This is a genomic window from Streptomyces sp. V4I2 (assembly GCF_030817655.1).
GTDB lineage: Bacteria > Actinomycetota > Actinomycetes > Streptomycetales > Streptomycetaceae > Streptomyces > Streptomyces plumbiresistens.
In genome coordinates this window covers 4467962-4480596 of the sequence record NZ_JAUSZM010000003.1, presented here as the reverse complement: position 1 = coordinate 4480596, position 12635 = coordinate 4467962, and the positions used below count along the sequence as shown (strand labels likewise).

Here is a 12635-nt window from a genome sequence, read left to right as displayed (position 1 = left end):
AAAGGGGGCGGACCAGTGTGGTCCGCCCCCTGAAGTGGCTGTCCCTGGCGGCTACTTGACCGCGCCCGCCATCACGCCGGACACGAACTGTCGCTGGAACAGGAAGAACACGGCGAGTGGGATCACCATGGAGATGAACGCGCCGGGCGCCAGGACGTCGATGTTGTTGCCGAACTGGCGTACCTGCGTCTGCAGCGCGACCGTGATCGGCTGGCTGCCGGAGTCGGAGAACACCAGCGCGATCAGCATGTCGTTCCACACCCACAGGAACTGGAAGATGCCCAGGCTCGCGATCGCCGGCGCGCCCAGCGGCATCACGACCCGGGCGAACAGGCGCAGTTCACCCGCCCCGTCCAGCCGGGCCGCCTCCAGCAGCTCCTTGGGGATCTCCGCGAAGAAGTTCCGCAGCAGGAACACCGCGAAGGGCAGACCGAAGCCCGTGTGGAAGAGGACCACGCCGAAGATCGAGCCGAACAGGCCGAGCTTGCCGAAGAGTTCGGCGATCGGGATCAGTGCCACCTGCACGGGCACGACCAACAGGCCGACCACGCCCAGGAACCACCAGTCGCGGCCCGGGAACTCCATCCACGCGAACGCGTAGCCCGCGAGCGCGCCGATGACGACGACCAGGGCCGTCGCCGGGACCGTGATCAGCACCGTGTTGACGAGCGAGTTGGTGATGTCGCTGTTCTGCAGCAGCTTGTCGTAGCTCTCGAAGGTGAGTTGGGACGGCTTGGAGAAGACCTCCCACCAGCCGCTCGCGGCCATCTCCCGCGGCGGGCGCAGCGAGGACAGCAGCAGACCGATCGTCGGCACCAGCCAGAACAGGCCGACGACGATGAGGAACACCCGCAGCAGACCGCCGCTGACCCCTTCGGCGAGGCGCGCGCCGAGGGACCGCCTGGCCTTCACGCCCTCGACCGGCGCCTCCTTGGTGAGCCGGTCGGCATGTGTCGTCATCGCCGCACCTCCCGCTTGAGCCTGCGGACGTTGAACCACATCACCGGGATGACCAGCAGGAGCAGGAACACCGAGATGGCGCTCGCGATGCCCGGCTGGTCCTCGGAGAAGCCCTTGCGATACAGCTCCAGGGCCAGCACGTTCGCGTCGTCCTGCGAGGAGCCCGGCGCGATGATGAAGACCAGGTCGAAGACCTTCAGGACGTTGATCATCAGAGTGACGGCGACGACCGCGAGGACCGGCGCCAGCAGCGGCACCGTGACCCGGCGGAACACCTGCCACTCGTTCGCCCCGTCCACCCGGGCCGCCTCCAGGAGTTCACGGGGCATCCCGGCCAGCCCGGCCGCGATCAGCACCATCGCAAAACCCGCCCACATCCAGATGTACGACCCGATGATCGCGGGCGTGACCAGGGACGGGCCGAGCCAGTCCAGGCCGTTGTAGGGCTCCTTGAAGTTGCTTGCCGGGAGCCGGAGTTGGGCCCCGTCGGCTTTCTCGGACAAGGTGAACGTGCCGTCGTCGGCGGCCTTCGTGGACTCCACCACCTTGCCGTCCCTGACCGCCTCGATCTTCATGCCGGGGTAGCCGACCTCGGACGCGTCGGGCGCGCCGAGCGTGCCCACGCCCTTGCCGCGGGTGAAGTCCTGCCAGGTCGTGCCGGTGATCTTCCCCGGCTCGGCCTGCGGCGGTACGGCCCGCTTCGCGTCGCCGGGCATCTGCTCGGGGGCGACGCCCACGAGGGGCAGGGTGACGGTGTCGCCGGTGCTGACCGTCGCCTTGGTGACGAAGCTCCCCCCTTGCGCCACCAGCGGCGAATCGCGGCCCGGGTGCGCCTTCGGGAACGCGGACGCCTCCGCGAAGGTGTCGTGAACACCCACCCACACCGCGTTCGCCACGCCCTTGTCCGGGTCCTGGTCGTAGACCAGCCGGAAGATGATGCCCGCCGCCAGCATCGAGATCGCCATCGGCATGAAGACGACGAGCTTGAACGCCGTGCCCCAGCGCACCCGTTCGGTCAGCACCGCGAAGATCAGACCGAGCGCGGTGGCGACCGTCGGGGCGAACACCACCCAGATGACGTTGTTCTTCAGCGCGGTGCGGATGCCTTCGTCGGTGAACAGCGCCTCGTAGTTGTCGAATCCGGCGAAGCCGTCGCCGGACTGGTCGTAGAAGCTGCGGACGACCGAGTACCCGATCGGGTAGACCACGAGCGCGCCCAGCAGCACGAGAGCGGGCAGCAGGAACAGCGCAGCCACGCTCTTGCGGGTGCCGGTCACGCTCTTGCGCGACTTGGAAGCGGCAGGGGGCGGAGTGCCCCCTGCCGCATTGGCAGATGCCATCGCGTCAGCCGCCGTAGGCCGCCGCCGCGTCGGCCTCCAGTTTCTGCTGGGTGCCGGCGATGTCCTTCGGGTTCTTCAGGAAGTCCTGCAGCGCCTTCCACTCGCCCTTGCCGGGCGTGCCGCCGAAGGCCTGCGGGGCCTGGTCGGACATGTCGAAGCGGAAGTCGTCACCGGCCGCGATCAGCGCCTTGGCCATCCTCTGCTGTACCGCGTTCGGGTACGCCGAGTCCGCCACGTTCTTGTTCGGCGAGAGGTAGCCGCCGAGCTTCGCCTGGACGGTCGCCGCGTCCGGGGAGGCGAGGAAGGTGGCCAGCGCCTGCGCCGCCTCGGAGTCCTTCAGGATCACCGCCGCGTCGCCGCCGGAGACCACCGGCGCGGTGTCACCCACGGCCGGGAACGGGAACACCTTCGCGTCCGTGCCGACCTTCGCACCGGCCTGGACGATGTTGACCTGCGCGAAGTCGCCCTCGTAGACCATGCCCGCCTTGGGCTGGTCGCCGCCGGTGAAGGTCTGCGTCACCGAGGCCGGGAAGTCCGTCTGCAGCGCGCCGGCCGCGCCGCCCGCGACATAGTCCTTCTTGCCCCAGACCTGGGCCAGTGTCGTCAGCGCGTCCTTCACGGACGGGTCCGTCCACTTGATCTCGTGCTTGGCGAGCTGGTCGTACTTCTCCGGGCCCGCCTGGGAGAGATAGATGTTCTCGAACCAGTCGGTCAGGGTCCAGCCGTCGGCGCCGCCGACGGAGAACGGGGTGACGCCGGAGTCGTAGACCGTCTGCGCGGTGGTGAGGAGTTCGTCCCAGGTCTTGGGCTCGGTGGCCCCCGCGTTCTCGAAGACCTGGGCGTTGTACCAGATCAGCGACTTGTTGGCGGCCTTGTAGTAGACGCCGTACTGCTTGCCGCCGACCTTGCCGATGTCCTGCCAGCCCTGGGAGTAGTTCTCCTGCAGTTCCTTGAGGGCTTCGGAGCCGAGGGGCTTGGCCCACTTCTTGTCCACGGCCTGCTTGATGGCGCCCGGCTGCGGGAGCATCGCGATGTCCGGCGGCTGGCCGCCCGCGATCTTCGAGCCGAGGAAGTTGACGATCGGGTCCTGCGCGGGCACGAAGGTCACCTTCGCGCCTGTCCGCTTCTCGAACTCCGCGAGAACCTTCTTGAAGTTGGCCTGCTCGGCGCCGGTCCAGACCGCGGCGACCTCCAGGCTCTCGCCGTCCAGCTTGGGGAGGGTGACGGTGGTGCCTGTCTCCTTGGCGGTCGCCTCGCTGCCGCCGCCGCTGTTGTCGTCATCGCCGCCGCACGCCGTCAGCGAGAGCGTGAGGGCTCCCGCCAGGAGAGCGGCCGCGGTGTGTACGGCCCTGCTTTTCCGATGTGTACTGCTCGTGCTGCGCATCACTGCCCCGTTCTTCGTGCCTCGTCGAACGTTCGAGCGCTGTCCCGTGCGATCTGGTCTACGCCCGGGGGGTTGGGGGCGGCAAGAGCGCGTCGCGTGTCAAGCCGGGGATCGTGACCCCCTCGTGACCAGGTACGGGCGGGTGGTGGCTCGCGTCCGCTGGGGGCCGGCGCCCCCAGACCACCGCTATCGGCGTGAACGGCCTCGTCCTCAAGCGCCGGACGGGCTGATTCTGTGCCGGACCGGTGCCGGCCGACGGTCCGCACCGGCGCTACAGGAGTGACGGCACCTCGGTCGCCGCGACCTCGCGCGCCGCCCGCTCCAGCGCGCTGGCCAGCAGGGCCAGGTCCGTCGGGCCGTTGCCCAGCTCGCGCACCGGACGTCGGGTCGGCGGGTCTCCCATCCGCTCCCAGTCCAGGGGCAGGACCGTCGGCCGCAAGGTCGCCGTACGCGGGATCCGTCCCGTCACCCGGCCCCCCTGGAACGGCGTGACTCGCCCGTCCGCCCAGGCCAGGCGGCCGCGGCCGGGGGCCGGTTCGTCGGGGCCGGAGGCCGGGGTGTCCAGCGTGACGCGGAGGGTGGCCAGCCGTGCCGGGTCCGACTGGGCCGTACGGCCGCCGACGCCGGACGCGGCCACCAGGTGGACGCCGAGGCGCTCGCCCTCGCGGGCCACGGCCTCCAGGGCGCGTATCACCGAACCCGCCGCGGGTCTGCCCGGCGAACCCAGCGCAGGACAGACCAGAGCGTCCAGGTCGTCCACGATCACGACGAGGCGGGGCAACGGCGGCGCCGCCTCCGCCTGCCGTCGGGCGGCCGCCGGGCGCAGCCGGATGGTGGAGCTGGACGGGGTGTCCAGGTCTCCGGTGTGTTCCGCGGTGCCGGACACGCCGCGGGCCGGGGGCGTGCGCTGGGCGACTATGCGGCCCGACACCTCGCGCCCGGTGTGCCACTCGGCGAAGTCGGACCGCCCGAGCAGCTCCGCGCGCCGCTTGAGCTCGGCGCTCAGGGACTGGGCGAACTCCCGCATCCGCACGGGGTCGTTGGCGGTGAGGTGGGTGGTGACATGCGGTACGTCCGTACAGATGCGCAGGCCCTCGCCGTGTCCGCCGCCGTCCGTGCCCACGCTGTCCCGGCCGTCGATCAGCACCACGCTCAGCCGGTCGGGACGCTCGGCGGCTGCGAGCGAGGCGACGACGGCCCGCAGCAGTTCCGTACGGCCGCTGCCCGCCGGTCCCTCTATCAGCAGATGCGGGCCGTCCAGCGCGAGGTCCGCGCAGACGGGGCCGCGCGGTCCGGCGCCGAGCACGGCCCAGGCTCGCCCGCCGAGCGACTCCGTGTCGTCGGCCGCGTCCGCCCAGCGGGCCATCAGCGACGCCGGGGTGGCCCGGGCCAGCCCCAGCTCCTCCAGCAGCCTGGCCGCCTGGGGCAGCGGCGCCGACACGCGCGCGTGCCGCTCACCGGCGATGCCCTCTGCCCGCAACGGCGCCAGCGCCCGCGCGAACCGCTCGGCCCAGGCGAGGGAGACGGCGTCCACGGCGGCGACGGTGCCGTGGCCCACCGGGCCGACGGGGGCGGTGGGGGTGCTCGGGGAGGTGGGCGTGGCGCGCGTGGCGGGCGTCGCTGAACCGTCCGTACCCGCACCCGGCCGTGCCACCCGCATCAGCCGCAGTGCCGTCGCCACGTCGCCGCTGAGCAGCGCCACGGCACCGCACTCACGGAAAGCGGGTGCCGCCGCGCAGGCCGCCTCGTACGTCTCCGTCACCGGCGACGCGGGCGACGCGGGTGCCGTCTCGGCGAGGCACACCACATGGATGCCGGCCCGCGGGCCGTCCAGCGCCAGCCGCGCCACCGCCTCGCGCACGGCGGCGCCCCCGGGATCGCCGTCCACGACGACCACCGTGTACGGGCCGGGGAAACCGCTCCGGCCCTCGTCGTCCACCGCGTCGTCGTCCCGGGCCCAGGCGGGGCGGTGGTTCGCACCGCGGGGTGGGCGGTCGCCGGGGATACTCGCGTCCGTGCCGTACGACGGGGCCGTCCGGCGGGCGGAGGCGGGGACCGAGGCATCGGTGAGGTGGTCCTCCAGGCGGCGGAGGAGTTCGTCGGTGCGGGCCGTGGCCTGTTCGCGGTCGTAGGCGAGGAGGAGGCGGCAGTCCTGGCCGTGTCCCGGGCGCAGATGCGGGAGCCAGCCAAGCCAGGACCACTCGGCGGTGCGCTCCGCCACGGGCCGGGAGCGGTCCGCGCTGATCAGGACGATTTCCAGGGCATCGGGGGAGTGCAGCGCGGTGAGCTGGGCGACGACCGCGCGGGCCAGCCCGGCGAGCCGCTCGCGCGGTCCGGCCAGCCCCAGCGCCCCGGCCTCGCGCAGATCGGCGGTCACCGGAACGACGGGCAGCAGCCCCGAGCCGTCGGGCGCCGCACGGTCCGCCGTGCCGAGCCGCACGGTGAGCGCCTCCGGGTGGCCCGGGCCGCGCTCCCACAGCCGAGGGCCCGGGCCCAGCGCCGTCAGCAGCAGCGCCGCCGGGTCCGGCCAGGCCTCGGGGGCCTGGGACGGCGGGGCGGGGGGTGCCGGCTGCGATGCCGGGGAGGCGGTGCCGCCGGTCTCGTCGTACGTGGGGTCCCCGGCCGTCTCCTGCTCGCCGCGCCCGCCGGTCAGGCGACGCGCCCACGCCGAGAGCCCGCCGCGTTTGCGCAGGCCGGGCGGTACGTCGGTGCCGCGGAGGGGGGTGCCTTTGCGGCGGCCGGTGTCGGGGGCGGGGGCGGATGCGGTGGCGGGATCGGTGTCGTCGTCCGTGGTGCCGGGCCTGCTCGCGTCGGACGGGCCTTCGCGTGTCTGCCCCGGGTCTCCGGTCCCGGGGACCGAGGCGCCGCCCGCCGCGGCGACGCCGAACCGCCCGGCGTGGGTCGCCCCGCTGTCGCCGGAGCGGGTGCGGGAACCCGAGCCGGAACCTGAGCCGGCGCCCGAGCCGTCCCGGGGTACGGCACTCGACCGGCCGTACGGCCGGTCCCCGTTGGTCTCGATGTGCGGCGCCCCGCCCTGGCCCGGTACGACGAGCGGTGGTTCGACGGGGGCGTGGCCCTGCGCGTCCGGGGTGCCGGTCGAGGCACCCCAGCCCGCCGAGCCGTACGCGTGATGCGTCCTGTCGGAGGGGCTGGAGGGGCTGGAGGGGCTGGAGGGGCTGGAGGGGCTGGAGGGGCTGGAGGGGCTGGAGGGGGCGGACGGGCCGGGCCCGCCGCCTGGCGGGGGAGCCTGGGTCGGCGCCGCGTCCCCGGTGGGCACCCGCACCTGCCCCTCCCCGTCGGGAGTCGTCCGCACGCGCGCCCCCGGGCCGCCCGCCGGGGCCAGCCGCAGGGCCGACTCGCCGATCCTGAGCAGCGCGCCCGGCGTGAAGCGGACCGGGCGGGTACCCACGCGCGCGCCGTCCAGCGAGGTGCCGTTCGTGGAGTCGAGGTCGGCGACCGAGACGCGGCCGTCGGGGCCGACGGTCACCGCGCAGTGCAGGCGGGAGACGTCGGGGTCGTCGAGCGGGACGTCGGCGTCGGCGGAGCGGCCGATGTGGATCTGGCCGCCGTGCAGCAGATGGACCCCGCCCGCGTCCGGGCCGGCGATCACGTGGAGCTGGGTCGGCGCGTCGTCCAGCTCGGGGTGGGGCTCCGGCTCGCCGGGGGCGCCCAGGGACAGCACGGCGCCGTCGATCAGCGGGGGCTCGCCCAGGGTGCAGCGCTGGGCGTCGAGCCGCTCCGCACCGGCGTACAGCACGACCGGGCCGCCGCCGGCCTCCCGGCTCCGCTCCGGCGGGGCGCCCGCGTCCGCGGGGACCGCCGAGGCGAGCGCCGACGCCACCGCGGCCAGGGCGGTGCCCGCGGGCGCGGTGACCAGCACGTCACAGCCCGCGGCGCGGCCCTGGGTCCGCTCGGGCGGCCCCAGCGGGTCTACGACGGTCAGCCGGATCTGCATCGCCGTCAGCGGTCCCTTCTGCGCGGGCACCCGGGGACGAGGACGAAGCCGGAACGGCGGTCCCACGCCACGGACTTCCCCCACCACGAGCACGTCGGCCAGTACAGGAGGCATCCTCGCACCTGCCACTGACAACGCGCCCGCCGCCCATCATCAAATGATCTTGATTGGTCGGCTCTGCCCGCAAAAGTGCCTGACCAGTGCCCGACTCGTGACCACTTGAGATCGCTCACGCGCGGCTGTGGCAACCAACGGGATCGAGTCGAGCGTCTTTCCTTCGAACGCGGACGGGAACCGGTACGTAAGACGCACAGAAAGACGACACCGCGGCGTTCCGGACAGCGGCACTACAGTGGGTCGGAACACCCATAGCACGCCGGACACCCGGTGCAGGGGTCAGGTAAGCAAGCAGACAAGCCAGCAACAGGGAGCGCATGACGTGCGGCCGGTAGGCAGCAAGTACTTCCTCGAGGAGCCGCTCGGACGCGGCGCCACGGGGACCGTCTGGCGAGCCCGCCAGCGCGAGACCGCGGGCGCCGAGGCGGCCGTGCAGGGCCAGCCCGGCGAGACCGTCGCGATCAAGGTCCTCAAGGAGGAGCTCGCGAGCGACCCCGACATCGTGATGCGGTTCCTGCGGGAGCGCTCCGTCCTGCTCCGTCTGACCCACCCGAACATCGTGCGGGTGCGCGACCTGGTCGTCGAGGGCGATCTGCTCGCCCTGGTCATGGACCTCGTCGAGGGCCCCGACCTGCACCGCTACCTGCGCGAGAACGGCCCCTTCTCGCCCGTCGGCGCCGCCCTGCTCACCGCGCAGATCGCCGACGCGCTCGCCGCCAGCCATGCCGACGGCGTCGTCCACCGCGACCTGAAGCCGGCGAACGTCCTGCTCAAGCAGAACGGCGGCCAGATGCACCCGATGCTGACCGACTTCGGCATCGCGCGCCTCGCCGACTCGCCCGGCCTGACCCGCACGCACGAGTTCGTCGGCACGCCCGCGTACGTCGCGCCCGAGTCCGCCGAGGGCCGCCCGCAGACCTCCGCCGTCGACGTCTACGGCGCCGGCATCCTGATGTACGAGCTGGTCACCGGCCGCCCCCCGTTCGGCGGCGGCTCGGCCCTCGAAGTCCTCCACCAGCACCTCAGCGCCGAACCGCGCCGCCCGTCCACGGTCCCCGACCCGCTCTGGACGGTCATAGAGCGCTGCCTGCGCAAGAACCCCGACGAGCGCCCCAGCGCCGAGAACCTCGCGCGCGCCCTGCGCACCGTCGCCGCGGGCGTCGGCGTGCACGCGAACTCCGCGCAGATCGCCGCCGCGGAATCGGTCGGCGCGCTGCTGGCACCCGACCCGGCCCCGGCGGCCGTCCCGGGCATGCCCGGCGCCGCCGACCCGACCCAGGTGCTGCCGCACGGCGCGGGCGCGTACGACCCGAACGCCGCGACCAGCGTCATGCCCCACACCGGCGGCCCCGGCAGCCCCGGCGGGGGCTCTTTCGGTGCCGCCGATCCGACCGCCGTCATGCCGCCGGTGCCGCAGCACCAGCCGGGCGGACAGCAGGGGCAGCAGCCCGGTCAGCCCGAGGACCCGCACCCTTGGCAGAACCAGCTGCGGGCCGCCCGCGACCGCAACGAACAGACGCAGGTCCAGTACCTCGACCCCAGCCAGGACCCGCTGCGCCGCCGCCCCCAGCGGCAGGCCGCCCGGCCGGACCAGCAGCCGCGACCCCAGCAGCAGCGGCCCGCACAGCGGCCGCAGCCCGGTGGTTACGGCCATCCGCAGCAGCAACAGCCGCAGCAGTACGCCCCGCAGCAGCGGCCCCAGCCCCGTCAGCAGCCGCAGCCGCAGCGGTACGCGCCGCCCCCGCAGCCGGAGCCCCGGCGGCCGGCCCGCGAGCCCCGCGAGCCGCGGCAGCGCAGCTCCAACCCGATGAAGATCCCCGGGCTCGGCTGCCTCAAGGGCTGCCTGTTCACGATCGTCATCCTGTTCGTCGCGGGCTGGCTGGTCTGGGAGCTGAGCCCGTTGCAGGAGTGGATCGGCACGGGCAAGAGCTACTGGCAGCAGATCGGCGACATGTTCGACACGGTGTCCGGGTGGATCGGCGACCTGAGCGGGAACTCCTCCGGCCAGTAGCGGCCCCGAGAGCCCTGAGATCCTCTGAGATCCCTGAGATCCGGGTGACTCTGGGGATTTGTCGACACCCAGCGGGTGATTTCCGTCTCCGCGGTGAAGGTTGGCTCTTGCGGCGCGTAGCTTTGTCGGCAACACGCGTCAGTAGGAGCAGCCTTGGCACGGAAGATCGGCAGCCGGTACACCGCCCACCAGATCCTGGGGCGGGGCAGCGCCGGCACGGTGTGGCTGGGCGAGGGGCCCGAGGGACCCGTCGCCGTCAAGCTGCTGCGCGAGGACCTCGCGTCCGACCAGGAGCTCGTCGGACGCTTCGTGCAGGAGCGCACGGCCCTGCTCGGCCTGGATCACCCGAACGTGGTCTCCGTGCGCGACCTGGTCGTCGACGGCAACGACCTCGCGCTGGTCATGGACCTCGTCCGAGGCACCGACCTGCGCACCCGGCTCGACCGGGAGAAGCGGCTCGCGCCCGAGGCGGCCGTCGCGATCGTCGCGGACATCGCCGACGGGCTGGCGGCGGCGCACGCGGCCGGGGTCGTCCACCGTGACGTCAAGCCGGAGAACGTGCTCCTGGACATGCAGGGTCCCCTGGGCCCCGGCGGCTCCCATCCGGCGCTGCTGACCGACTTCGGCGTGGCCAAGCTGATCGACTCACCGCGGCGGACCCGGGCCACGAAGATCATCGGTACCCCGGACTACCTGGCACCGGAGATCGTGGAGGGCCTGCCGCCCCGCGCTTCCGTGGACATCTACGCGCTGGCGACGGTCCTGTACGAGCTGCTGGCGGGCTTCACCCCGTTCGGCGGGGGACATCCCGGTGCGGTGCTGCGCCGCCACGTCACGGAGACGGTCGTCCCGCTCCCCGGCATTCCGGACGAGCTCTGGCAGCTGATGGTGCAGTGCCTGGCCAAGGCGCCGGCCTCCCGGCTGCGCGCCTCCGAGCTGGGCGCGCGGCTGCGGGAGCTGCTGCCGATGCTGGCGGGCATGCCGCCGCTGGACGTGGACGAGCCGGACACCGAGTCCGAGGAGGACGCGGACGAGGCCGCGCCTCAGGACGAGCCGGTGTCCTCGGCGCCGGTACGGCGGCGGGGTGCGGTGCCGCTGGTACCGGGCGCGAAGCCGGCCGACTCCAACCGGGACACGCATACGTCGATGAGGGTGCCGGCGCCGGACGAGCTGGCCGGGGGTGCGAGGGGCACCGCCCGTGCGCCCCGGGCCGCCGGCGCTCCCCGCCCCGGTTCCGCCCGGCACCGTGCGGCCACGCGTCGCCGGCGTGTCGTACTGGGCGCGGCCGCGGTGCTGCTGGTCGCCGCGGCCGGCGTCGGCACCTGGGCGGGCCACCTCGGGCGACGACCCCGGCACCCCTCAGGACACGAAGAACTCGTCACCGGCGACACCGTGACCGCCAGGGGCTTCGCCCCTTCAACCCCACCAGGGGGCTCCGCCCCCTGGACCCCCGGCCTATGCCCACCCACCACCCGTCTCGGTGGGACAAGAAGTCGCCCAAGAACAGAGCCCGGGGGCGGAGCCCCCAGCCCGCGCCCGCACCGGCGCCCCCCGCTTGGCGGAGCCGTTAGGCTGGAGGCGTGGCAGTCGTCGATGTATCCGAAGAGCTCAAGTCCCTCTCCTCGACCATGGAGTCGATCGAGGCCGTTCTGGACCTCGACAGGCTGAGGGCAGAAATCGCCGTGCTCGAGGAGCAGGCGGCCGCGCCGTCCCTGTGGGACAACCCGGACGAGGCGCAGAAGGTCACCAGCAAGCTCTCCCACCTCCAGGCCGAGGTCAGGAAGGCGGAGACGCTGCGCGGGCGGATCGACGATCTCTCCGTGCTGTTCGAGATGGCCGAGGAGGAGGACGACCCGGACACCAAGGCCGAGGCCGAGGCCGAACTCGTCGCCGTCAAGAAGGCGCTGGACGAGATGGAGGTCCGCACGCTCCTCAGCGGTGAGTACGACGCGCGCGAGGCGCTCGTCAACATCCGCGCCGAGGCCGGTGGCGTCGACGCCGCCGACTTCGCCGAGAAGCTCCAGCGGATGTACCTGCGCTGGGCGGAGCAGCACGGCTACAAGACCGAGGTCTACGAGACGTCGTACGCCGAGGAGGCCGGCATCAAGTCGACCACCTTCGCCGTGCAGATTCCGTACGCCTACGGCACCCTCTCCGTCGAGCAGGGCACCCACCGGCTCGTGCGCATCTCGCCCTTCGACAACCAGGGGCGGCGCCAGACCTCCTTCGCGGGCGTCGAGATCCTGCCCGTGGTCGAGCAGACCGACCACATCGAGATCGACGAGTCCGAGTTGCGGGTGGACGTGTACCGGTCGTCCGGGCCGGGCGGCCAGGGCGTGAACACCACCGACTCCGCGGTGCGCCTCACCCACCTCCCCACCGGCATCGTCGTCTCCTGTCAGAACGAGCGGTCGCAGATCCAGAACAAGGCGAGCGCGATGAACGTGCTCCAGGCCAAGCTCCTCGACCGGCGCCGCCAGGAGGAGCAGGCCAAGATGAACGCCCTCAAGGGCGACGGCGGCAACTCCTGGGGCAACCAGATGCGTTCGTACGTGCTGCACCCGTACCAGATGGTCAAGGACCTGCGCACCGATTACGAGGTCGGCAACCCGGAGGCCGTGTTCAACGGCGAGATCGACGGGTTCCTGGAGGCCGGAATTCGCTGGCGCAAGCAGCAGGAGAAGTAAGTTTGTCGACAAGGCAACTGTCGCCCGGCTGGCGGCAGTTGCCTTTTGCGTGACCGAATGGGTGCCTGATGTCTGGGTTTTACATCACACTCACACGCTTCATTGTCCGGCAAAGATCGCTTAGTTGGACATTGCGCGCGCAATGGCCTTGACGTTGCTTTGAAAAATGGGAAGGGTAACG

General features: G+C 72.6%; 6 protein-coding genes and 1 pseudogene. 3 read left to right on the top strand and 4 right to left on the bottom strand.

Going from position 1 to position 12635, the window contains the following annotated elements; all coding sequences use genetic code 11:
- Positions 1–51: 51 nt before the first annotated feature.
- From QFZ76_RS21130 to QFZ76_RS21115, 4 genes are all read right to left on the bottom strand, one after another.
- Positions 52–960: a carbohydrate ABC transporter permease gene (locus QFZ76_RS21130; RefSeq protein WP_307675208.1), complete on the bottom strand. Its 909-nt coding sequence runs from the start codon at positions 958–960 to the stop codon at positions 52–54.
- Positions 957–2300: a carbohydrate ABC transporter permease gene (locus QFZ76_RS21125; RefSeq protein WP_307675207.1), complete on the bottom strand. Its 1344-nt coding sequence runs from the start codon at positions 2298–2300 to the stop codon at positions 957–959. The genes QFZ76_RS21130 and QFZ76_RS21125 overlap by 4 nt, the downstream gene beginning before the upstream one ends.
- A gap of 4 nt (positions 2301–2304) precedes the next feature.
- A complete protein-coding gene (locus QFZ76_RS21120; protein WP_307675206.1) occupies positions 2305–3684 on the bottom strand; it encodes an ABC transporter substrate-binding protein in 1380 nt (459 codons plus the stop codon).
- Between the two features lie 271 nt (positions 3685–3955).
- Positions 3956–7639 carry an FHA domain-containing protein gene (locus tag QFZ76_RS21115; RefSeq protein WP_307680085.1) on the bottom strand — a complete coding sequence of 1228 codons (3684 nt, stop codon included), beginning with the start codon at positions 7637–7639 and terminating at the stop codon, positions 3956–3958.
- 439 nt (positions 7640–8078) lie between these two features.
- On the opposite strand from QFZ76_RS21115, the gene QFZ76_RS21110 reads away from it, so the two are divergent.
- The 3 genes and pseudogenes from QFZ76_RS21110 to prfB all read left to right on the top strand — a co-directional run bounded on the left by QFZ76_RS21110 (position 8079) and on the right by prfB (position 12454).
- Positions 8079–9767 carry a serine/threonine-protein kinase gene (locus QFZ76_RS21110; RefSeq protein ID WP_307675205.1) on the top strand — a complete coding sequence of 563 codons (1689 nt, stop codon included), beginning with the start codon at positions 8079–8081 and terminating at the stop codon, positions 9765–9767.
- A gap of 153 nt (positions 9768–9920) precedes the next feature.
- Positions 9921–11163, top strand: a pseudogene (locus QFZ76_RS21105) (serine/threonine-protein kinase).
- 184 nt (positions 11164–11347) lie between these two features.
- On the top strand, positions 11348–12454 hold the full coding sequence (prfB, locus tag QFZ76_RS21100) for a peptide chain release factor 2 (protein ID WP_307675204.1): 1107 nt from the start codon (positions 11348–11350) through the stop codon (positions 12452–12454).
- Positions 12455–12635: the final 181 nt, after the last annotated feature.

What these genes read in the sequence shown, in the direction of transcription:
- QFZ76_RS21115 (WP_307680085.1), bottom strand. Translation starts at nt 7,639, where the DNA reads ATGCAGATCCGGCTGACCGTCGTAGACCCGCTGGGGCCGCCCGAGCGG.
- QFZ76_RS21130 (WP_307675208.1), bottom strand. Translation starts at nt 960, where the DNA reads ATGACGACACATGCCGACCGGCTCACCAAGGAGGCGCCGGTCGAGGGC.
- QFZ76_RS21120 (WP_307675206.1), bottom strand. Translation starts at nt 3,684, where the DNA reads ATGCGCAGCACGAGCAGTACACATCGGAAAAGCAGGGCCGTACACACC.
- QFZ76_RS21125 (WP_307675207.1), bottom strand. Translation starts at nt 2,300, where the DNA reads ATGGCATCTGCCAATGCGGCAGGGGGCACTCCGCCCCCTGCCGCTTCC.